Genomic DNA, 21498 nt, shown 5'->3' with positions numbered 1-21498 from the left:
CTATCTTCTCCCGGCGATTACAGCTTGACTTGGTGACGGTATTGCTCAATCAGTTCGATAAAGTGATCGAACAGTGGCGCACAATCGTGCGGCCCCGGACTCGCTTCAGGGTGCCCCTGGAAGCTGAAGGCCGGCTTGTCTGTCAGGTGGATCCCCTGCAGTGAGCCATCAAACAGCGACTTGTGAGTCACCTTGATGTTGGCAGGCAGTGTGGCTTCGTCGGCAGCAAAACCATGGTTCTGACTGGTGATCATCACAGTGCCTTTGTCAATATCGCTTACCGGGTGGTTGGCACCGTGGTGACCAAACTTCATCTTCAGCGTCTTGGCACCGTTGGCCAGCGCCAGCAGTTGGTGGCCAAGGCAGATGCCGAATACCGGGATATCGGTTTCGAGAATTTGCTGAATCGCCTTGATGGCGTAGTCACATGGCTCCGGGTCACCGGGGCCGTTGGAGAGGAATACCCCATCCGGTGCCATCGCCAGTACTTCACTGGCTGGCGTTTGTGCAGGAACCACAGTCACATCACAGCCTCTGTCTACCAGCATCCGCAGTATGTTCTGCTTCACGCCGTAGTCATAAGCCACTACCTTGTACTTGAGTTCTGACTCGGGAGTATCGACCGGCAGGCCACTCTCCAAACGCCAGGTGCCCTTGCGCCAGCGGTAAGACTTTTCGGTCGTCACTTCCTTGGCCAAGTCCATGCCTTTCAGCCCAGGGAAGGCCTTGGCGGCGGCCAGCGCCTTGTCTACGTCCTGCTCACCCACCAGAATGCAACCGGCCTGAGCGCCCTTCTCCCGCAGAATACGGGTCAGCTTACGGGTGTCGATATCGGCGATACCGACCACCTTGTTGGCTTTGAGGTAATCACTGAGGGATTGTTGGTTACGGAAGTTACTGGCGAGGAGGGGAAGATCACGAATAATAAGACCACAGGCATGAACTGCATCGGATTCTGTGTCTTCATTGTTGGTACCGGTATTACCGATATGTGGGTAGGTTAGAGTTACTATCTGGCGAGAATAAGATGGATCGGTGAGGATTTCTTGATATCCGGTCATCGAAGTGTTAAAAACAACTTCTCCGACTGCAATACCATCGGCACCTATTGCTGTGCCGGAAAATACGCTTCCATCTTCGAGTACGAGTAAGGCAGACTTTGTCAACGCGACCTCCGAGAAAAGAGCCAAGCCACTGAAATATAATGTTTTTATCTTTGTTTAAAGTACCAATTTCCGCTAAAATACGAAATTTTGACAAATTCCGAGCATCCTACACGAGAAATGACAATCCGTCTATAGCTTGACGGACGAATTCGAAAAAAAAACCGCCGATTGGCGGTTTTTTAAATAATGTCACAGGGGTTTCAACCCCAATACCTGTTGCATGTCGTAGAGCCCGGCATCCTGTTCCTGTAGCCAAAGTGCCGCACGCATGGCACCGTTGGCAAAGGTCAATCGGCTGGAAGCCTTGTGGGTGATCTCCAAACGCTCGCCCATATCGGCAAACATGGCGGTATGCTCACCCACCAAGTCGCCCGCCCTGATAGTGGCAAAACCTATGGTGTCGCGCTCACGCTCGCCGGTGATCCCTTCGCGGCCATAAACGGCCACTTTTTCCAGATCCCGCCCCAGCGTGTTGGCAATCACTTCCCCCATCTTCAAGGCGGTACCTGAAGGAGCATCCTTCTTGTGTCTGTGATGACCTTCGATGATCTCTATGTCGGTATAATCACCCATGACTTCCGCCGCCAGTTCCAGCAGCTTCCACATCAAGTTAACCCCAACCGACATATTGGGTGCCAAGACCACAGGGATCTGCTCGGCAAAGGCCTCAATCTGCGCCTTTTGCGCCGAGTTGAAACCTGTGGTGCCTATCACTATCGCCTTATGATGGCGGGCACACCAATCCAGATTGCTGAGGGTGCCTTCCGGGCTGGTGAAATCCACCAACACATCGAAGTCATCGGCAACCTGATCCAGGCTATCGCTGACCCGGACATGGAGACAACCGACTCCGGCCAACTCGCCGGCATCGACTCCCACCAGAGTCGAGCCTGCGCGCTCGATGGCTGCGCCCAGAATGATCCGGCTGGAATGCGCGGCCGCTTCTATCAGGGTACGCCCCATACGGCCGCTGCTTCCGGCAACCGCAACTCTGACATGTCCACTCATAACTTTCTCCACATACAGGCTAAAAAAATCGCCTGAGTCAGACTCAAGCGATTTTGGTATTACAGAATGTCCAGCAATTCCACTTCAAAGACCAGAGTAGAATAAGGCGGGATAGCCGCCCCGGCACCACGCTCGCCGTAGGCCAGGTGATGCGGTACATACAACTTGTACTTGGCGCCAACCGGCATCAGTTGCAGCGCTTCGGTCCAACCGGCAATTACGCCGGAAACCGGGAATTCGGCAGGCTGACCACGGGTCACTGAACTGTCGAATACTTTACCGTCGATAAAGGTACCGTGATAGTGAGTACGAACATTGGAATCATAGCTTGGCTTCTCGCCTGAGCCTTCGTTGATGATTTCGTACTGCAGACCTGATTCGGTAGTCACCACGCCTTCACGCTTGGCGTTTTCAGCCAGGAAAGCATTGCCTTCGGCAGAAGCGGCTTCGGCAGCCTCTTCCTGAGCCTTTTGCAGACGTTGGCTGATTTCAGAGAAAGCAACCTGCATATCTTCCATGGAAACAACACTCTCTTTGCCGTCAAATGCATCGGCCAGACCGGCTTGAACGGCTGGAATATCCAGACCTTCGAAAGAGTTTGCGGCCAGTTGCTCACCCAACTGGCGGCCTACGCCGTAGCTGGCTTGTTGTTCAACACTGGTGAACTTATCAGACATAATCAGTTTACTCTCAGTTTATCTGTGAATTTTTCGCGGCACAGTGTAACACTTATCCGGGTTCAAGTGTTGCGCTTATTCGTATCCTTACGCTTTGTTCATTCGCCGAGTATCAAGTCGAAATGGGCTGAGGGCCAAGCAAGCCGACTTTCCTTAACCTCATCTTTGGCAAGAGCGAAACTTACCCTTGCTCGCCTGATAGAGCGGCATCATCTGCGCTTGTAAATCACGTAACTGGGCAATGCGGTTCTCATTGGATGGATGAGTCGATAAGAGCTCCGGCCCCTGACCGCCCCCCGCCTTGGCCATGTTTTGCCATAAGGTCACCCCGGCTCTGGGATCGAAGCCGGCCCGGGCCATCAGTTCCAGCCCCATCACATCAGCCTCGGATTCCTGCGCCCGGCCATAGGGTAAGATATAGCCCACCTGCACCCCAAGCCCCAGAGCCGCCATGTAGAGATCGGCATTGGCTACCTGCCCCATCCCCAATGCAGCACCGGCCAACTGCATGCCGGTATTGCTGAGTTGGGCCCGTGAGGCCTGTTCATTACCGTGCTGCGCCAACACATGCGCTATCTCATGGCCGATTACCGTTGCCAGTTGATCTTCATTGTTGGCCACCTTGAGAAGCCCGGTATAGACACCGATATGCCCTCCGGGCAGGGCAAAGGCATTGACCTGCTCCGAGTCAAACAGCACCCATTGCCAATGTTGCTGCGGCAACAAAGAGGTAATACGCTGCGCCACGCAGGCAACATAGGCACTGGCCGTTTTATCCTGACTCTGCTTCTCCTTTGCTTTTATCTGCTCAAAAGAAGCGGTACCCATCAGATTTATCTGCTCGGGCGAAAACAACAGCATCTGCGAACGCCCGGTAGGCGACTGGGTAGTGGAGCAGCCAGAAAGAGCTCCCACAAAGAGTATGGCCAGCAGGCCGAAAATTCGGTTATTCATCTTTTATCTTCCGGTGATAAAGTTTCCCTGGATTTTACCTGAGTGTCACACGCAAGCACAGCTTGTCGTATCGCCAAAGGATTGGTCGGCTCAAAAGCCATCTTGCCATACAGCCAAGTGTGAAAGAAGTTGACCTCTGGCTTGTCAGGCACGACACTGATTGAGATACATGGATACGGAAAAACGCCGTTATCCGCTTATAAGTTACTCTTTACCAGACATCTTTTTATAGGTTCCAACTCATACAATGCTTGAAGAATTAGCCTTGGGAGGATTGCTGTTCAGTCCTTTGGTTCTCTTCGCACCTCTTGCGCTCGTACTCTGGTTTCTGACCAGACTGGTTCTTCACTGGACCGGGCTGTACACAAAAATCTGGCGAGTGGCCTGGTTCGAAGTTGCCCTGTTCGTGTGCTATCTGGCACTGATTATCTACCTGTTTGAGAGTTGACACTTATCATGGCAAAAGTACTGCGCATCTCCATTACCCTGCTTCTCGTGCTGACAGCCTTAGTGGCCGGATATTGGATTTGGAATCACTACCTCTATTCCCCCTGGACCCGTGATGGCCGGGTGCGGGCCGAAGTGATTACCCTCTCGGCAGATGTCTCAGGCTGGGTAACCCAATTGAATGTTAAAGATAACCAGCAAGTCAAACGTGGCGATCTGCTGTTTAAGGTAGACGATACCCGTTATCAGGCCGCCAGTACCGAATTGGCCGCCGAGCTGGAAAACAAGCTCCACGCTTGGGAACTGGCCAAGCACAAATATGAACGGCGCAAGAATCTCACCGGCCGCGAGGTGATCAGCGAAGAAGATTTGGAAACTGCACGGATCAACACTGAGCTAGCCAAAGCCAGCTATAACTTGGCGAAAGCCAGACTCGACAGCAGCAAAATAGATCTACAGCGCACTCAGGTTCACTCCCCCGCCGATGGCACCATAATCAACCTCAACCTACGTCAGGGCAACTATGTCAACCAGGGCAAGGCAGTATTATCTCTGGTCAAACAAGGCTCTTTCTATGTCACAGGTTACTTTGAAGAAACCAAGCTGCCACTGATAAAGGTAGGCCAAAAGGCCAAAATCAGCCTGATGAGCGGTGGCGAGCCGCTCCTGGGCGAAGTAGTCAGCATAGGCAAGGCAATTGCTGATACCAATACCAATGCCAACGGCCAACTGTTGCCGCAAATTCAACAGAGCTTCAACTGGGTCAGGCTAGCACAGAGGATCCCTGTGGATATCAAGCTGGACAAGGCTTCAAAAGAACATGATCTCAGCGCAGGATTGACGGTTTCCATCCAACTGCAAGCCGAAAAATAATATGCCCCTGTCTCCTACATTGGCGGTATTTCTCACCCCGGACAAGCGCACACTGATCTTCGCTACCAAAGGGGTGATTGCCATGGCACTGGCATTGACAGCGGCGCTCTATCTGGACCTGGAGCGCCCCTACTGGGCGCTGGTGTCGGCAATATTCCTGCAAATGCGCCCCGAGAGTGGCCTGGTGCTGGAAAAAGGCCTTTGTCAGATAATAGGCACCCTGATAGGCGGGGTTGTCGGCATAGCGATTCTCAGCATTTTTTACGGAGCCCCCGAACTGGCCATGCTCACCCTGGCGCTGTGGTTGGGTCTGAACTCGGCGCTATCGGCCATGGTGCGCCATATCAACTTTGTCTACGCCTTCGCCATGGCGGGGATCACCCCCTGTCTTATTGTGCTCTTGGTAATGGTAACCCCAGCTACAGCAAACAGTGAAACCATCTTCGCTGTCGCCCATTCCAGGGTCAGCGAAATCATAGTCGGTGCCATCTGTGCCACTCTGGTGAGCCAGTTGCTGTGGCCTGTCAGAGTTACCGATGGGCTGCAGAAACAAACCCGTAAAATAGTCAACCAGACGTTGGAATACCTAACACTGGAGCTGGATCTCAACGGCTCCCATGAAAATCGCCATAATCAGATAGACGCAATTCTTGAATCGCTGGCAGCAGCCAGTGACGATGCCAACGCTCTCAGCTACGAGGGACCGGAAGGTCCTGGGCGCAGTCGTGCAGCCAATCTGTTATTCAACAAGGTGTTGTCTCTACTCGCAGTAATCCAGATATTCGGCCGTTTGCAGCGTAACCATGAAGAGTTGATGACAGGTACCCTATCAGGGCTGCTCAATACTCTTAAAGGTAATTTCCGAACTATGTCCGAGTCGGACGATTTCCAATTCTGTTATGAATTGGCACACAAGCAAAGGCGCGAAATCATCCACTTTCGCAACACTCATACCTGTATCAGCCCACTGGAGTCGCGGTTGTTGAAAACCGCTTCGGAGCTGGCCAGTGATTTAGTATTGGTGCTGCGGGCCTTCAAGGCATTGGAGTCACCGGATAAAACGCTGCTCAATGCTCCCGCGATGCAGACCCACAGAGATCCCTTGCTCGGGCTTATCACGGGTGTCAGAACCATGCTGATTTTCCTGATCGGCGCCGGTATCTGGATTGGCACCGCTTCCAGTGCAGCCCTGATGATAATGACCATGCCGGTGATCTTTTCCATCATGATGGCCAGGCTTCCCTTACCTCTTTTGAGCATGATCTTGCGGCGGCTGCTGATAGGGGTGATGATTGCCATTCCTGTCGCAATATTTTACGCCCTCGGACTACTGGCCCAAAGCAGTGGTGATATTGAGATCATGTTGTTGGTATTGGCAGGCCCCTTCTTTATTGGCCTGATGGCGCTGGCCAATCAGGCCACCCTGCCCTACGGCCTGGGATTTTGTATCCCATTTGCCATTTTGGTCAGCCCCGGTAAAGACATGAGCCAGGCTTTTGCCGTAGACAACACCCTTAGCAAGGCTATGGCCATTTTTGTCGGCGTCAGCATCCTCTATTGGCTGTTTAAGCTGGTGACAGAACCCGGGGTCAAAATGATGCAGCAACGCCTGCTCAACGCTACCCGCAAAGATCTGATTGAGATGGTCAAACAGGACAAGCCCGAGGACTGGTTCAATGCCCGTATGGCTGATCGCTTGCTGCGCTTGGCCAATTATGAACGCAGCAGCCAGAGCAGCAACCGAACCCTGACCGACTTAGGCCTTACCGGCCTTAACCTTGGCCATGTATCTATGCGCCTGCGCCGCCTGCTGGCCAGCATCAGCGACAGCCAACTCGACGAACTGCTGCAAGACTGGCAACTGGCGCTCGCCAACGCCTTTATCCTCTGCTCCCGCGGCGAAAATCCACCTGATTTCCGTAACAGCTGCGAACGCCTTTTAGCCCGGCTGCAAACCGATGGTTTGGCACTGGAGCAACTGGAGATGGTTCAGGGGATGTTTGAGCGCCTGATAATGACCTTTGAACGCAGCGCCGCCATGATAAGCAATGCCAATGCACCCGCGCCCCAAGCTGAGTCTGAGCCACCGCAGGAACAAGAGTCTACCTCCGAACAAAAGCCTTAGGTAAAGACCAGAAGCTCAACGCCAGGAGTCATCAAACCAAATAAAAAACTTGCAAACTACTTGACCATTCAAGCAAATAAACCAATACCTGCTTAATCAAGCATCAATAAAGCATCTATCAAGTTAGTTTCCTTCTAAAGAGGTTTCAGATGACACAACCTATTACGGCAAGTATTGCGCTTGCCATAACCGAGATACACAGCCACTTGCAACGCAGTCTGGCAGGCAGGCTGTCGCTGCACGGCATCAGCTTCAGCGAGTTTTTGGTACTGAGGCAATTGGCAAAGGCCGAGGGCAATAAGCTCAGAAGGATTGACCTGGCCCAAGGCGCCGGACTTAGCGCTTCGGGGATCACCCGCCTGCTTAACCCAATGGAAAAAATTGGTCTGGTAGAAAAGGAAGCCGCCAGCCGGGATGCCAGAGTCAGCCTAGTGGCCCTGACACAAGCGGGCGCTAAGATTTTTGCAGAGGCCGAGGTATCATTTCAGCAAGTCACCGATGAGTTTATGTCACGCTTGAGTGAGCAGGAGCAACAACTGTGGCTAGGCCTGCTCCATAAGCTGGGTGCCTGAATGTCGGCGCTCTGAATACCAGACAGGCACTCTGAACACCGCAGTCCTAATCAGCAGCCAGAAACAGAAAAAGCCGCATAAGTATCGAAGGCGACATTAACGCCAACTCAAATATGGTCAAAAAAAACCGATGCCTTGAGCATCGGTTTTTTGTTTCAGCCGAAAGCTGGTTAGCTATTCAAATCCTGAAAGAACTTTTTCACCCCATCGAAGAAACCTTCGGCCTTGGGGCTATGTTTCTTGGATGCGCCGGTGACTGAAGTTTCAAATTCACGCAGCAGCTCTTTCTGACGCTCGGACAGATTCACCGGCGTTTCCATCACCACTTTGCAAAGCAGATCGCCAACCGCGTGACTGCGCACCGACTTAACCCCTTTGCCGCGCATGCGGAACATGCGGCCGGTCTGGGTTTCCGCCGGGATCTTCAGGTTGACCTTGCCGTCCAGTGTCGGCACTTCCACTTCACCACCGAGGGCGGCCTTGGCAAAGGAGATAGGCACTTCACAATAGAGGTTGTTGCCGTCACGGACAAAGATCGGGTGCTCGCGCACAGTAACCTGAACATAGAGATCTCCCGCCGGAGCTCCGAATTCACCGGCTTCACCTTCACCAGCCAGACGGATACGGTCACCAGTATCGACACCGGCTGGAATTTTTACCGACAGTGTCTTGCTCTTCTCTATGCGGCCATCACCATGACACTTGCTGCAAGGCTCTTTGATGATCTTGCCGCGGCCATGACAGGTAGGACAAGGCTGCTGCACAGCGAAGAAACCCTGGCGCATCTGTACCTGACCGGCACCATGACAGGTACCACAAGTAGTGGCCGAGGTCCCCTTCTTCGCGCCGCTGCCATCACAGAGGTCACAGCTAACCAAGGTTGGGATCCTAAGCTCTCGGGTAATACCACGCACCGCTTCTTCCAGCGACAGTTCCAGGTTGTAACGCAGATCTGAGCCACGGGCGGCTTGACGATGCCCACCGCGACGACCACCACCGAAGATATCCCCGAACACATCGCCAAAGATATCACCGAAATCGGCACCGCCGCCAAAGCCACCACCGCCACGGTTGGGGTCAACCCCAGCATGACCAAACTGGTCATAGGCAGCTTTTTTGTCTTCGTCGGTCAAAATCTCGTAAGCTTCTTTGACTTCTTTAAAGCTGGCCTCGGCCGCCTTATCGCCCGGGTTGCGGTCAGGGTGATACTTCATCGCCAGGCGCTTATAGGCCTTCTTGATCTCCCGTTCGCTGGCGTCGCGGCCGACGCCCAATACTTCGTAATAATCTCGCTTTGACATAATCTCACGCTTTCCAAGCTGGATTCACACAAGCGGGCGTTAGGGTTGCCCCGTAACGCCCGCCGGAATTAATCGAGTGTTACCACCCAATTACTTCTTGTCGTCTTTAACCTCTTCGAATTCGGCATCGACAACGTCATCGGCCTGGGCATTGCTGCTCTGAGCTTCACCTTGGCCTTGGGCTTGTTGTGCCTTGGCCTGAGCGATTTCCATCAGCTTGGCAGAAGCTTCGATCAGCTCTTGAGTCGCCTTCTCGATGGCTTCTTTGTCGTTGCCCTTGGTGGCAGTTTCTACAGCGGCCATAGCGGTTTCGATCTTGGCCTTGTCGTCTGCTGCCAGAGCGTCACCGGCTTCTTCCACCTGTTTCTTGGTGGCGTGTACCAGACCATCAGCCTGGTTGCGGGCGCTGACCAGCTCTTCAAACTTCTTGTCTTCCTCGGCATGAGCCTCGGCGTCGCGAACCATTTTCTCGACTTCATCATCAGACAGACCGGAAGAGGCCTTGATGGTGATGTTCTGCTCTTTGCCTGTCTTCTTGTCTTTGGCAGACACGTGCAGAATACCGTCGGCGTCGATGTCGAAAGTCACTTCAATCTGTGGCATGCCGCGTGGAGCAGGCTCAATACCTTCCAGGTTGAACTGACCCAGTGACTTGTTGGCGCTGGCTTGCTTACGCTCACCCTGCAGCACGTGAATGGTCACTGCGCTCTGGTTGTCGTCTGCTGTAGAGAAGGTCTGCTGTGCCTTGGTAGGAATAGTCGTATTCTTCTCAATCAGCTTAGTCATTACGCTGCCCATGGTTTCGATACCCAGAGACAGAGGCGTTACGTCCAGCAGCAGTACGTCTTTCACGTCACCGGCCAGTACACCACCTTGAATCGCAGCACCTACGGCTACCGCTTCATCAGGGTTCACGTCTTTACGTGGTTCCTTACCGAAGAAGTTGGTTACCGCTTCCTGAACCTTAGGCATACGGGTTTGACCGCCCACCAAGATCACTTCGTTGATGTCAGACACTGACAGGTCGGCATCAGCCAGAGCCACTTTCAGAGGCTCCAGAGAGCGCTGGATCAGGTCTTCAACCAGAGATTCCAGTTTGGCACGGGTGATCTTAACCACCAAGTGCTTGGGACCTGTCGCATCGGCAGTGATGTAAGGCAGGTTCACCTCGGTCTGAGTGGTGCTGGACAGCTCAATCTTGGCCTTCTCGGCAGCTTCTTTCAGACGCTGCATAGCCAGAGGGTCGTTACGCAGATCCAGACCTTGCTCTTTCTTGAATTCGTCAGCCAGGTAGTTGATCAGACGGTTGTCGAAGTCTTCACCACCCAGGTGAGTATCACCGTTGGTTGCCAGTACTTCGAAAGTCTGGTCGCCGTCGTTGCTGTCGATTTCGATGATGGAGATATCAAAAGTACCACCACCCAGGTCATATACAGCAACAATGTTGTCGCCCTGCTTCTTGTCGATACCATAGGCCAGTGCCGCTGCAGTTGGCTCGTTGATGATACGTTTTACTTCCAGACCCGCAATACGGCCGGCATCTTTGGTGGCCTGACGCTGAGAGTCGTTGAAGTAAGCAGGTACTGTGATTACCGCTTCAGTCACTGGCTCACCCAGGAAATCTTCAGCAGTTTTCTTCATCTTTTTCAGTACTTCAGCAGACACCTGAGGAGGTGCCATTTTCTTGCCATGGCTTTCAATCCAAGCATCGCCGTTGTCGGCCTTGATGATCTTGAAAGGCATGATGCTGACGTCGCGCTGAACTTCATCGTCAGTAAAGCGACGGCCAATCAAACGCTTGATGGCAAAGAAAGTGTTGGCAGGGTTGGTAACAGCCTGACGCTTTGCAGGTGAGCCAACCAGCGTCTCGTCTTCAGTGAAGGCGATGATAGAAGGTGTAGTACGATCGCCTTCGGCATTCTCCAATACGCGAGCCTTGTCACCATCGAGGACAGCTACACAAGAGTTTGTTGTGCCTAAGTCGATACCAATAATTTTACCCATGAGGTCCTCCGAAAAATCTTTTCTTTCGAACTGAATATGTTTATCTGATTTCAGATATGGGGGTAAACTCGCTGTTTTCAAGCCCGTTGTAGATGGCCCCCAATCTTGCCTTACCCCCTATATAAGGGCGTAAAACTGCTTTACAAGGGCCAGGAAGAAAAAAATGGATCTTTTGTACAATCTTTTTTCGCATCGTCGGTGCCGAAGATCTTTTTTTGTTTAGCAGTGCTGAATAAAATAGTGTCGATTGCGACCGTGGCCGAACCAGCCATAAAACAAGAGTAGAAACAGAGACCTCTAAAGTGAAAAAATCCCAGCTGGCCCTGATCTACGGAATGGCCGCCGTATTCCTCTGGTCCACTGTTGCGACCGCCTTTAAAATCGCCCTTGGCTTCTTCTCGCCGTTGCAACTGGTGTTTGTTGCCGTTATCACTTCATCCATCTGTCTGGGGCTTATTCTTGCCTGGCAGAAAAAACTCACATTATTAAAGCAGCAGTTTCGCGCCCGGCCCTGGTTTTATCTGCAAACCGGAATACTGAATCCCTTTCTATATTATCTGGTACTGTTCAAAGCCTATGATCTCTTGCCGGCGCAGCAGGCGCTGTCGCTGAACTACACCTGGGCGGTACTGCTGCCACTGCTTGCCGCCCCCATGTTGCAGCAAAAGCTGCAACTCAGCGACATGCTGGCGGCCATCACCGGCTACTTTGGAGTATTGGTAATCGCCACCGGCGGTAACCTGTTATCGATGGACTTTGAAAACCCCTTCGGTATCCTGCTGGCACTCTCCAGTACCCTGCTCTGGTGCTTATATTGGATCATTAATACCAAAGACAAGGGCGATGCCATTGTCAGCCTATTGCTGAGTTTTTTGGTGAGTCTACCGCTAATAACCATCACCCTGCTGGCAACAGAAAGTCTGCCCTCTTTACATTGGCAAGCGCTAGGGGCCGGTATCTATGTGGGGCTGTTTGAAATGGGCGTTACCTTTGTGCTCTGGCTAATGGCACTGAGAACCACAGAGCGAGCAGCCAGCATCACCAACCTGGTGTTTCTGACGCCACTCCTGTCCATGGTGTTTATTGCGCTGATATTGAAAGAAGCCATCACACTGGCGACTCTGGTCGGCATGGGACTTATCCTGTCAGCACTCTTGATACAGAAAGTACTGAAACCCAAGGCGCCGAAAGTGAAGCTAGTGTGATACGCCATATTCAGCCATTGTTGAAGGGCAATGAAGATTCTCGGCCTCATCTGTGCAGCTCGCCTAATGTTGGAAATTGGTGATGGCCCTATGATGATGGCCCAATACCCAGGAATCGCCTCGTACAGTAAGCGCTGGGTGAACTGGCGCCTAGGTAATGCCGTAGAAGGAGCTTTTTAGCCCAACAGTTCCGTTACCCCAAGAACCGATAGCCGAATGCATTTCTGTAAACTAATCCAAACTGTAAATTTAGAAAGCCAAATCCAACTGCTGTATAGTTTCCTCTGCCGATGAGTGGCTGTCATCCTGGCTGACCAGGCCGGCAGCTACCCCCAGCAGGCGGATGCCACGACCGTTGGCTCTTTGCAATGCCTGGGTCAGCAAGTCATCCAGCAGACGCACAGATAACTCATTCGAGCGGGTTTCTATAGTGGTCTGTTTAAAGTCACTAAACTTGAGTTTGACCACCAGCTTTTGAATTTGCCTGTCTTTGGCTCCGCGCTCCAAACGGCGGGCCAACTCCTGAACCAACTGTGGCATCACCTGACGACACTGAGCCAGAGTATGGATATCCTCTGCCAGCGTGGTCTCTACCCCGACCGATTTACGTTCTCGGTTAATGGTCAACTCCCGTTCGTCTATCCCCTGAGCCCTTTCATAAAGTAAGGTTCCAAACTTCCCAAACCGCTGCTGCAATATGGCCAGAGGCACCTTTTGCACATCCGCACAGGTATGCAGCCCCATATCAGCCAGCTTCTGGGCGGTGACCTTACCGACACCGGGGATCTTGATAAGCGGCAGGGTTTTAACAAACTCAGGCAGCGCCTGTGGCGTTATCACATATTGACCGTTGGGCTTGTTGAGATCCGAGGCCACCTTGGCGAGAAACTTGACCGGGGCGATACCCGCAGAGGCTGTCAGGCCGGTTTCCGCCAGGATATCGGCGCGAATCGCTTCGGCAATTAGGGTGGCCGAGCCTTGGCATAACGAGCTATCGGATACATCCAGGTAGGCTTCATCCAGCGACAGAGGTTCAATCAGTGAGGTATACCGGGCAAAGATGGCCCGGATCTCTGCCGAGACCTCCTTGTAGACAGACATGCGTCCGGGGATAAGCAGCAGATCCGGGCAAAGCTTTAACGCATAGGCTGAGGCCATGGCAGAGCGAACGCCGAATTTACGCGCCTCATAATTGCAGGTGCTTATCACCCCGCGTCTGTCACTGCTGCCACCTACGGCCAGAGGTCGGCCACGATATTCTGGAAAATCACGCATCTCCACTGCGGCAAAATAGCAGTCCATGTCGATATGTATGATCTTTCTCAAGCTTACTTTCCGGATCTCAAAGGGCTCGGTCGAGCCGGACACAAACAGAGTACTGTATATAAACACAGTTAACAAGCCAGGATAACGTAAAGGTATTTCAATCGGGAGCAAAAAAGGAGAGCCTGGGCTCTCCTTTATGGATTTAAAGCTCGTCTTAATCTATGCGGAACTGACCTATGTTGCGCCCCAGAGCCGTGGCCAACTGTTGAAATGCCCGCATCTTTTGTGACAATTCTTCGCTGGCGCTCAGGGATTCATCGGAGCGGCCACGAACATTTTCAATATTGCAGGCCACTTCTTCGGCCACCACAGCCTGCTGGCCTATAGCCGCTGTGATCTCCATGGTTTGCAACTGGATGGCATCCACTGCCGCGGTGATTTCTGTCAATGCTCGCTCCACTTCCAGAGTCAGGCTTTGGCCCTGGTTGGCCTCCCTGACTCCGGCTTCCATCACCTGTTCGGCTTGCTGTGCCTGTTGCTGCAGAGTTTGGATAATGCCCTGAATATTGGTCGTCGAGTCCTGGGTGCGGGATGCCAGGGTGCGCACCTCATCGGCAACAACCGCAAAGCCCCTTCCCTGCTCCCCGGCGCGGGCCGCTTCAATGGCGGCGTTGAGTGCCAGCAGATTGGTTTGCTCGGCAATGGCGCGGATCACACTGAGCACCTCGCCTATCTCCTCTGAGCTGCTTCTGAGCGCCCGAATAACCCCGGCAGCCTGGTTGACCTGTGTGGAAAGTGAGTGCATTCCCTGACTGGCCTGCTGCACCACATCTGCGCCGTTTCTGGACTGCAACAGTGCCGTCTCGGCAAACTCGGCGGCTCGTTGGGCGCTGGTCGCCATCTCCTGGCTTGTGTGGGCCATTTCGGTAGCAGCTGTAGCCACCGAGGCAATTTCCTGTTTCTGGGCACTGACAGAGGCCAGTGCGTTGTCACACACCTCAGCCGCGGCGGCAACCCCATTATCCACCCGACCACTGAGCTCACGGGTTTCCAGCAACAGACTCTGCACCTTGGCGGCAAAACGATTGAATGCTGCGCCAAGACGCCCAAGTTCATCGGTGCGGTTGATTTCAATGCGGCGTGACAAGTCGCCCTCACCCTCGGCGATATCTTCCATGGTGTGCAGCAGGCTATTGAGATTACGCCGAAACGGCAGCATCATCAGGAAAACGGTTAACGCCACCAGTAAAATAATCCCCACTGAAACCAGGCTGGTTTGCCAAAGGCTTTGCTTCACAGGAGCCTGAAACACTTCATTGGGCAACATGAACCCCAAATACCAGCGCACCTTGGGATAATCACCGCGAATGGCAATATAGCTCACTCGCTGCAACTCTCCCTGATAAGTGACTTCGGCGATACCGGCATCCCGGGTTTGCATTTCACGTTTCAGTTCACTAAAGCCCTGATTGTCACCGCTGAGATTGTCAATAACGGCCGCATCAGAGCCGGCGGGGAACGTTTGATTAAAACCCGGGAAGTACACCAACTTTCCCTGCTCCGTCATCAAAAATGCCTGGCCTTCGCCCCGATATTTGATTGGCGCCAGCAGGTTTTTACCTATGGTATCGATGAGAATATCCATACCGCCTATGCCTATCAGGCGACCATTGGCATCCTTGACTACTGTCTTGACTGTGGCCGAGATTGAGCCGTCGTTAGCATCCACAGCCGGGTCGCCGACAAACAAACCATTTTTGTCTATCGCCTCCTGCCACCAGGGACGTTTGTTGGTGTAGTAGTCGGGATCGCCATCGTAACGGCCATTGAGATCAAAGTACTCGAAGGTATTGGCCGAGCCGAAGAACACCGACTTGATCTCCTTGTCCTGCTCGGAGAAAAAGTGAAAGTAATCCACCAGCTGTTGATAGCCGGGATCGAGACTGAGATCTGAGCCACGGCTATGGTATGTGGCAAACCAGTTATTGATGGCAGGGTTAGCAAAGACAGAGTGAATAATCTGCCCCTTGGCGTAGAAGTAGTTGCCGATTTCATTGGCCTTGAGGGTGATCAGCGCCGATATATCCTGATCTATACGGGCACGGGTATCGTCGCTGCTGCTCTTAACCATCACAGCCGCCACGATAGACAACAACAGCGCCAGGGCACCGGCGATAGCCAATACAAGTTGCAAACTGAGGGAACGCCTTATCTGCTCCATTGCGAGTCCTATTTGTTATATTTTTATTTAAGGAAACCAGCAATGTATCAGAATCCGTTAACAAGTTTGACTATTAAATGACAAGAAACAATATAATTTTCTATGTAAACAATCGCCCGCACCAAACCGAAGCGATTCAGTATCTTATTACCAACTTAAGTGCATTCAACCAACACCAGATAGCAAAAGAGCCGCAATAGCGGCTCCTGTGGTGACGGCTTTAATACCATTACATCTTGGACTGGATATAATTCTGTAGTCCAACCTTGCCAATAAGGCCCAGTTGCTTCTCCAACCAATACATATGGTCGTCTTCAGTTTCTTCAAGTAATAGCTCCAATAACTCCCGGCTCTGATAGTCCTTGAGTTGTTCACACAGGGTGATGGCTTCTCTCAGATTGGCGGCAACCTTGTATTCATATTGCAAGTCGTTGTGCAGCATCTCCTGCACATTCTTACCTATGGTGAGGGCATCGCGACTGGCAACATCCGGAGTGCCTTCCAGAAACAGGATCCGTGCAATCAACTTGGCGGCATGCTCTCTTTCATCATCCGACTCATGTTTAATACGCTCATAGAGCTCATTTAGCCCCCAGTCTTCATACATATGAGCATGTACGAAATACTGATCCATTGCCGACAGTTCCCCGGTCAGCAGCTTATTGAGCACATCTATGACTTGCTGATGGCCTTTCATATCTGTCTCCTTATTCTGTATCAATCTGTGATTGCAGATAGTTAGCCAGTCCGGTCAGGCCTATCAGCTCAAACTGAGCTTCCAGCCAATCCAGATGTTCCTCTTCATCTTCCAGTAGATCCTCGAGGATATCGCGACTGACATAATCACGTTCAATCTCACACAGGGCAATGGCATCACGCAGCACAGTCAGTTGTTCTTCCAGCATCTGTTTGTCACAGGCCAGCATCTCTTCGCTGTGTTCACCTATACGCAGCTTGTCCAACTGTTGCAAGTTGGGCAGGCCTTCGAGAAACAACACCCGCTCGATAAGCTTATCGGCGTGTTTCATATCCTGAATCGATTTCTTGTAGGCTTTATGGTTGAGTCCTTCCAGGCCCCAGTTCTTGAACATGCGGGCATGAAGGAAGTACTGATTGATGGCTGTCAACTCGCAGGTCAACACCTTGTTGAGCTGGGAAACCACTTTGGGATGACCTTTCATTATCTCGTCCTTTAGCTTTGATTAAACTTGATCCAAGTCAAGTTTTTCCAGCCTAGCCTAAAGTAGAGGGTATTACAAATTAACCTTTAATTTCACCAGCTTACAAAAGATAATCATTATCATATTGACTAAGGTTAGCAAGCCGATTTTGTGTTCAAGTGATTAAAAAAGCTCGATATCATCTTCTATCTCTGGTCTCTGTAGCTTGCCTTCCGCCAGCAGTTGCCCATAAAACGCTACTTGGTTACGGCCATTGCCTTTAACAAAATACTGTGCATTGTCAGCCTGATTGAGCAAGGTGCCGGGATCAACTCGGGGATCGATTCCCACAATGCCCATAGAGATGCGGATCCCGCCTAAACGCTCTTGCTGCAATTGAGCCAAATTCTGGGTGAACTCCTGACACAATTCGATAAGCGCCCTGCGGCTTCGCGGTGCCGGCAAAATAACAAACTCATCACCGCCGAAACGAAACATAAGATCCTGGGGATTAAACACCTGCTTCATCAGCGCCGAAACCTGCAACAAGACTTCATCGCCATAGAGATGACCAAAGGTATCGTTGATTTTCTTGAAGTAATCTATATCGAAGATACAAATCCACAGCTTGAGCTCCTCGTCGGCATCCTGACTTGCCTGCGCTTGTTCCTGCAGGAGGTCACAGGCAATCTCTACCGAACTGTAAAGCTGTGGCAAAAAAGCCTTGCGGTTTAATAAATTGGTCAGGCTGTCAGTTTCGCTCTCCACCACTATGTGAAAATAGTTCTCATAGACCTTGGCAAAACCTCTGAGTAGAACCCTGTCTTGCTCAGTCAATAAAGGCGCGCTGACCAAGAGCACCTTGGTGAGTTTATCATTGATGATGATGGGAACGGCCAACTCCTGATGCAGACCGTTGGAGAAACAGATCTCCCTTTGCTGTTCGATACAGAGTTTGACCGACACCGCCAAGCTGGCGCTACTGACATTGCGCTGGCCATCCAGGCCCCCCTTACGCTTGGTGAGCTTATCCACATCCAGGATACACACCTCATCTATACTGAGCATTTGCGATACTGTGGACACCAGGCTCTCAGCCAGCGAATCCAACTGCCGCTGCTCGGTCAACTGTACCACTGAATCGAGAATAGCTTCCGGCTCCCGGCTCATGGGCATATCTCCTCTACAGACCGCTTTGCCACTGAGTGTAGTACAGGAGAAAATGACGAGGGCGATGAATGAAGAAAGGGCCTCCGAAGAGGCCCTTTTTCAAATAATTCTATCTTTGGTTAAACGCTCGCGCCGGGCTTCTTCAGCCGCTTCACGGGCCTTGCGTTTATCGCAAGGTTCATCACAATCGCAGGCCTTTTCTATACCCAAGACCCCGAGGCCACCACAACTGCCCTGCACCGCCTTGCGCTTGATTAAATAGCCCACAGACATCAGCAGGAAAAATGCCAGCAGTATCACAAAGGCTGCAATAAAAGTACTCATAAAGGCTCCAATTACTCTAGTGAACGAAGGCTTTAAACGCAGAGCTATAGTATACCTTAAACCCTTCGTCCTGTTTTTCAATCAGCATGATGGCCAGCTTCTCTTCTTCAGCTAAGGCCAGTGATGCTTCTGTGCCCATCACCATCATGGCAGTGGCAAAACCATCAGCCGTCATGCAGTCAGGGTGCAACACAGTGACAGAGGCCAATCTGTGCTCTACCGGAAAGCCACTGCGGGGATCGATAATATGAGTAAAGCGCTGTCCGTCTTCCTCATAATAGTTACGATAATCGCCCGAGGTAGCCATGGCCATGGTGCCAGGCTCTATCACCTGTTGCACTGCCCGGCCATTCTCCGCCGGCTGCTCTATCGCCACCCGCCAGGGTTTGCCATCGCCTTTGCTTCCCTTAACGCTAATCTCACCGCCAATCTCCACCAGATAACCTTTGGGCTGATACTTATCCAGCAAACGAGCCACTTTATCGACCCCGAATCCTTTGGCTATGGATGACAAATCCACATAGACGCTGGACTGACTCTTGCTGAGCTTATCCCCTTCTATTTGAATGGCATCTATCCCCATTCGTACCTTGGCCTCGGCTATCTGCTCGGCAGAAGGCACTTCCAGAGGCCGTTTGTCCGGGCCAAAGCCCCACAGGTTGACCAAGGGCCCCAGGGTAATATCGAGCGCGCCATCGGTGAGCTGATATAACCTGATACCTTCACGAATATTGGTAATAGTATCAGCAGAAACGGCCAGGCTCTGGCCTTGCTTGAGCTGATTGAAACGTGAAAGCTCGGAGTCGGGTCTGTAGGTGGACATCTGGTCGTTCACCTGCTCCAGCGCCATATCGATTTCAGCCTGTAATAGCTGGGCATCCGGCAAGCGCTCACTGTTGACCACTTTAATATGATAAGTGGTGCCCATAGTGCTTCCGGAAAGTGCTATCACATCATCCTGACTGCTGCACCCAGAAACAAAAAAGGCCAATCCCATAAGGACCAGCCAATTTGCCAGCGTTGTAAACTTAGCGGTCTTGAACTGCATACTATGAATTTCCCTTACAAACTGGCACTGCCAAAAGGCAGTGCCAGGGAATGAACTAATGCTTAGCCACCGAAGTCATCCAGGAGGATGTTTTCATCTTCAACGCCAAGATCTTTCAGCATAGCAATTACCGCTGCGTTCATCATTGGAGGTCCACACATGTAGAACTCGCAATCTTCAGGGGCTTCGTGCGACTTGAGGTAATTCTCATAGAGCACGTTGTGAATGAAGCCTGTGTAGCCATCCCAGTTGTCCTCAGGCTGAGGATCGGACAAGGCCACATGCCAGACAAAGTTATCATTCTCTGCCGCCAGGCCATCGAAATCTTCAACATAGAACATTTCGCGCTTGGAACGGGCACCGTACCAGAAACTCATCTTACGCTTGGACTTAAGACGCTTGAGCTGGTCGAAGATATGAGAACGCATAGGCGCCATACCTGCACCACCACCGATAAAGACCATTTCAGCATCGGTATCTTTGGCAAAGAACTCACCGAATGGGCCGGAGATAGTGACTTTATCACCTGGCTTGAGACTCCAGATGTAAGACGACATCTTACCACAAGGCAGGCTCAAATTCCGTGGTGGAGGCGTAGCAATCCGCACGTTCAGCATGATAATGCCGAACTCTTCCGGATAGTTTGCCATAGAGTATGCACGAATGGTTTCTTCATCAACCTTGGATTCGAGGTTGAAGAAACCAAAGTGTTCCCAGTCACCACGATACTCTGCTGGAATATCGAAGTCTTTATACTTCACATGGTGAGCCGGGGCTTCAATCTGAATATAACCACCGGCACGGAAAGGTACTGACTCGCCATCGGGGATCTGTAGCTTGAGCTCTTTAATGAAGGTTGCCTTGTTATCGTTGGAGATAACAGTACATTCCCATTTCTTGATGCCGAAGATCTCTTCATCCAGCTCAATTTCCATATCTGACTTGACGTTAACCTGACAAGACAGTCGGCACCCCTTACGGGCATCACCCTTGCTGATATGATCCAGTTCGGTTGGCAGAATATCGCCGCCACCGGACTTAACGTTGACACGACACTGACCACAAGAGCCACCGCCACCACAGGCTGATGACACGAAGATACCGTTGTTGGCCAAAACGCCCAGCAACTTGCCACCGGCAGCAGTGGTGATTGCCTTCTCTGGGTCACCGTTGATGCCAATAGTAATATCACCGCTGGAGACCAACTTGGATTTGGCGAACAGGATCACCAGTACCAGGATCAGAACTATCGCGGTAAACATACTCACACCGAGGTAAACCTCGAGTGGAGTAGACTTAAAAATACCAAGAATATCCATTAACTTATCCTTAGAGGTTCAATTTCGGAAGCCGCTTGGTGCCCCTTAAAGGGACACACCAGAGAACGACATGAAACCTAAGGCCATCAGACCCGCAGTGATAAAGGTAATACCCAGACCACGCAGACCATTAGGCACATCAGCATACTTCAGCTTCTCACGGATACCGGCCAACAGGACGATAGCTAATGCCCAGCCAAAACCGGAACCGAAACCGAACACCAGGCTCTCACCCAGGTTGTAGTCACGTTCAACCATGAAAGATACCGCACCGAAAATCGCACAGTTTACTGTGATCAGCGGCAGGAAGATCCCCAAGGCGTTGTACAGTGGCGGGAAGTACTTATCCAGAGCCATTTCCAGGATCTGAACCAAAGCTGCGATAACACCGATAAAGGTAATGAACTTAAGGAAGCTCAGATCGGCATCCGGGACACCAGCCCAAGCCAGTGCGCCAGGAGCCAGAATACCTTGATAGATTATCTGGTTAACAGGTACTGAAATGGTCAGCACCACAATAACCGCAACCCCAAGCCCCATGGCCGTCTTCACTTTCTTGGAAACGGCCAGGAAGGTACACATCCCCAGGAAGAAGGCCAGTGCCATGTTTTCGATGAAAACAGAGCGAATTAACAAACTGATATAATGTTCCATCGCG

19 protein-coding genes and 2 pseudogenes are annotated in these 21498 nt (G+C 51.7%); 5 read left to right on the top strand and 16 right to left on the bottom strand.

The window, feature by feature from the left end; all coding sequences use genetic code 11:
* Positions 1–17: 17 nt before the first annotated feature.
* From carA to WKR14_RS05005, 4 genes are all read right to left on the bottom strand, one after another.
* Positions 18–1166 (bottom strand): glutamine-hydrolyzing carbamoyl-phosphate synthase small subunit, encoded by a 1149-nt coding sequence (gene carA, locus WKR14_RS05020; protein ID WP_335917156.1) that lies wholly within the window; start codon positions 1164–1166, stop codon positions 18–20.
* 189 nt (positions 1167–1355) lie between these two features.
* Entirely contained in the window at positions 1356–2174 is an 819-nt protein-coding gene (gene dapB, locus WKR14_RS05015; protein ID WP_224867167.1) for a 4-hydroxy-tetrahydrodipicolinate reductase, read from the bottom strand.
* A gap of 59 nt (positions 2175–2233) precedes the next feature.
* The gene (locus WKR14_RS05010; protein ID WP_165564585.1) at positions 2234–2851 is read right to left on the bottom strand and encodes an FKBP-type peptidyl-prolyl cis-trans isomerase; all 618 of its coding nucleotides are present in this window, start codon (positions 2849–2851) and stop codon (positions 2234–2236) included.
* 159 nt (positions 2852–3010) lie between these two features.
* Positions 3011–3805 (bottom strand): M48 family metallopeptidase, encoded by a 795-nt coding sequence (locus WKR14_RS05005; RefSeq protein WP_165564584.1) that lies wholly within the window; start codon positions 3803–3805, stop codon positions 3011–3013.
* A 247-nt stretch (positions 3806–4052) separates the two neighbouring features.
* On the opposite strand from WKR14_RS05005, the gene WKR14_RS05000 reads away from it, so the two are divergent.
* The 3 genes and pseudogenes from WKR14_RS05000 to WKR14_RS04990 form a co-directional block, all read left to right on the top strand.
* On the top strand, positions 4053–4253 hold the full coding sequence (locus WKR14_RS05000) for a DUF1656 domain-containing protein (RefSeq protein WP_165564583.1): 201 nt from the start codon (positions 4053–4055) through the stop codon (positions 4251–4253).
* Between the two features lie 8 nt (positions 4254–4261).
* A complete protein-coding gene (locus WKR14_RS04995; protein ID WP_335917159.1) occupies positions 4262–5125 on the top strand; it encodes an HlyD family secretion protein in 864 nt (287 codons plus the stop codon).
* 1 nt (position 5126) lies between these two features.
* A pseudogene (locus tag WKR14_RS04990) lies at positions 5127–7142 on the top strand (FUSC family protein); the annotation flags it as partial.
* Here WKR14_RS04990 and WKR14_RS21370 read toward each other — a convergent pair.
* Positions 7115–7189 (bottom strand): annotated as a pseudogene (locus tag WKR14_RS21370) (hypothetical protein); the annotation flags it as partial. The pseudogenes WKR14_RS04990 and WKR14_RS21370 sit on opposite strands and share 28 nt — an antisense overlap.
* Positions 7190–7399: 210 nt before the next feature.
* Here WKR14_RS21370 and WKR14_RS04985 point away from each other — a divergent pair.
* A complete protein-coding gene (locus WKR14_RS04985) occupies positions 7400–7822 on the top strand; it encodes a MarR family winged helix-turn-helix transcriptional regulator (RefSeq protein WP_165564580.1) in 423 nt (140 codons plus the stop codon).
* Positions 7823–7992: 170 nt separating this feature from the next.
* On the opposite strand, the gene dnaJ is transcribed toward WKR14_RS04985, so the two are convergent.
* Both dnaJ and dnaK read right to left on the bottom strand, forming a co-directional pair.
* On the bottom strand, positions 7993–9123 hold the full coding sequence (dnaJ, locus tag WKR14_RS04980; RefSeq protein ID WP_039033623.1) for a molecular chaperone DnaJ: 1131 nt from the start codon (positions 9121–9123) through the stop codon (positions 7993–7995).
* A 90-nt stretch (positions 9124–9213) separates the two neighbouring features.
* On the bottom strand, positions 9214–11127 hold the full coding sequence (gene dnaK / locus WKR14_RS04975) for a molecular chaperone DnaK (protein WP_165564579.1): 1914 nt from the start codon (positions 11125–11127) through the stop codon (positions 9214–9216).
* A 302-nt stretch (positions 11128–11429) separates the two neighbouring features.
* Here dnaK and WKR14_RS04970 point away from each other — a divergent pair, with 302 nt between their 5' ends.
* On the top strand, positions 11430–12332 hold the full coding sequence (locus tag WKR14_RS04970; protein ID WP_101053911.1) for a DMT family transporter: 903 nt from the start codon (positions 11430–11432) through the stop codon (positions 12330–12332).
* A gap of 249 nt (positions 12333–12581) precedes the next feature.
* On the opposite strand, the gene dinB is transcribed toward WKR14_RS04970, so the two are convergent.
* The 9 genes from dinB to nqrE form a co-directional block, all read right to left on the bottom strand.
* A complete protein-coding gene (gene dinB, locus WKR14_RS04965) occupies positions 12582–13658 on the bottom strand; it encodes a DNA polymerase IV (RefSeq protein WP_101054042.1) in 1077 nt (358 codons plus the stop codon).
* Positions 13659–13812: 154 nt separating this feature from the next.
* Positions 13813–15819: a methyl-accepting chemotaxis protein gene (locus tag WKR14_RS04960; RefSeq protein ID WP_234556048.1), complete on the bottom strand. Its 2007-nt coding sequence runs from the start codon at positions 15817–15819 to the stop codon at positions 13813–13815.
* A gap of 229 nt (positions 15820–16048) precedes the next feature.
* On the bottom strand, positions 16049–16516 hold the full coding sequence (bfr, locus tag WKR14_RS04955; RefSeq protein WP_039033619.1) for a bacterioferritin: 468 nt from the start codon (positions 16514–16516) through the stop codon (positions 16049–16051).
* Positions 16517–16526: 10 nt separating this feature from the next.
* The gene (bfr, locus tag WKR14_RS04950) at positions 16527–17000 is read right to left on the bottom strand and encodes a bacterioferritin (RefSeq protein WP_335917163.1); all 474 of its coding nucleotides are present in this window, start codon (positions 16998–17000) and stop codon (positions 16527–16529) included.
* Between the two features lie 162 nt (positions 17001–17162).
* The gene (locus WKR14_RS04945) at positions 17163–18149 is read right to left on the bottom strand and encodes a GGDEF domain-containing protein (RefSeq protein ID WP_339087470.1); all 987 of its coding nucleotides are present in this window, start codon (positions 18147–18149) and stop codon (positions 17163–17165) included.
* Between the two features lie 99 nt (positions 18150–18248).
* Positions 18249–18473, bottom strand: coding sequence for a (Na+)-NQR maturation NqrM (gene nqrM / locus WKR14_RS04940; RefSeq protein ID WP_025011868.1), 225 nt, complete (start codon positions 18471–18473; stop codon positions 18249–18251).
* A 16-nt stretch (positions 18474–18489) separates the two neighbouring features.
* Positions 18490–19521: an FAD:protein FMN transferase gene (locus WKR14_RS04935; RefSeq protein WP_101053899.1), complete on the bottom strand. Its 1032-nt coding sequence runs from the start codon at positions 19519–19521 to the stop codon at positions 18490–18492.
* Positions 19522–19583: 62 nt separating this feature from the next.
* Positions 19584–20840, bottom strand: a complete 1257-nt coding sequence (gene nqrF / locus WKR14_RS04930; protein WP_101053896.1) for an NADH:ubiquinone reductase (Na(+)-transporting) subunit F — start codon at positions 20838–20840, stop codon at positions 19584–19586.
* 45 nt (positions 20841–20885) lie between these two features.
* Entirely contained in the window at positions 20886–21494 is a 609-nt protein-coding gene (gene nqrE / locus WKR14_RS04925) for an NADH:ubiquinone reductase (Na(+)-transporting) subunit E (protein ID WP_039033614.1), read from the bottom strand.
* Positions 21495–21498: the final 4 nt, after the last annotated feature.

The organism is Shewanella chilikensis, assembly GCF_037953065.1.
Classification (GTDB): domain Bacteria; phylum Pseudomonadota; class Gammaproteobacteria; order Enterobacterales; family Shewanellaceae; genus Shewanella; species Shewanella chilikensis.
The sequence above is the reverse complement of the archived record's forward strand: the minus strand, read 5'-3'. Positions and strand labels throughout refer to the sequence as shown.

Bases quoted from the DNA above. Each gene is read 5' to 3' on its own strand.
- dnaJ (WP_039033623.1), bottom strand. From the start codon at position 9,123: ATGTCAAAGCGAGATTATTACGAAGTATTGGGCGTCGGCCGCGACGCC.
- WKR14_RS05005 (WP_165564584.1), bottom strand. From the start codon at position 3,805: ATGAATAACCGAATTTTCGGCCTGCTGGCCATACTCTTTGTGGGAGCT.
- WKR14_RS05010 (WP_165564585.1), bottom strand. From the start codon at position 2,851: ATGTCTGATAAGTTCACCAGTGTTGAACAACAAGCCAGCTACGGCGTA.
- WKR14_RS04995 (WP_335917159.1), top strand. From the start codon at position 4,262: ATGGCAAAAGTACTGCGCATCTCCATTACCCTGCTTCTCGTGCTGACA.
- WKR14_RS04935 (WP_101053899.1), bottom strand. From the start codon at position 19,521: ATGCAGTTCAAGACCGCTAAGTTTACAACGCTGGCAAATTGGCTGGTC.
- dapB (WP_224867167.1), bottom strand. From the start codon at position 2,174: ATGAGTGGACATGTCAGAGTTGCGGTTGCCGGAAGCAGCGGCCGTATG.
- WKR14_RS04945 (WP_339087470.1), bottom strand. From the start codon at position 18,149: ATGAGCCGGGAGCCGGAAGCTATTCTCGATTCAGTGGTACAGTTGACC.
- bfr (WP_039033619.1), bottom strand. From the start codon at position 16,516: ATGAAAGGCCATCAGCAAGTCATAGATGTGCTCAATAAGCTGCTGACC.
- nqrM (WP_025011868.1), bottom strand. From the start codon at position 18,473: ATGAGTACTTTTATTGCAGCCTTTGTGATACTGCTGGCATTTTTCCTG.
- WKR14_RS04985 (WP_165564580.1), top strand. From the start codon at position 7,400: ATGACACAACCTATTACGGCAAGTATTGCGCTTGCCATAACCGAGATA.
- nqrF (WP_101053896.1), bottom strand. From the start codon at position 20,840: ATGGATATTCTTGGTATTTTTAAGTCTACTCCACTCGAGGTTTACCTC.
- WKR14_RS04960 (WP_234556048.1), bottom strand. From the start codon at position 15,819: ATGGAGCAGATAAGGCGTTCCCTCAGTTTGCAACTTGTATTGGCTATC.
- dnaK (WP_165564579.1), bottom strand. From the start codon at position 11,127: ATGGGTAAAATTATTGGTATCGACTTAGGCACAACAAACTCTTGTGTA.
- WKR14_RS05000 (WP_165564583.1), top strand. From the start codon at position 4,053: ATGCTTGAAGAATTAGCCTTGGGAGGATTGCTGTTCAGTCCTTTGGTT.
- bfr (WP_335917163.1), bottom strand. From the start codon at position 17,000: ATGAAAGGTCATCCCAAAGTGGTTTCCCAGCTCAACAAGGTGTTGACC.
- nqrE (WP_039033614.1), bottom strand. From the start codon at position 21,494: ATGGAACATTATATCAGTTTGTTAATTCGCTCTGTTTTCATCGAAAAC.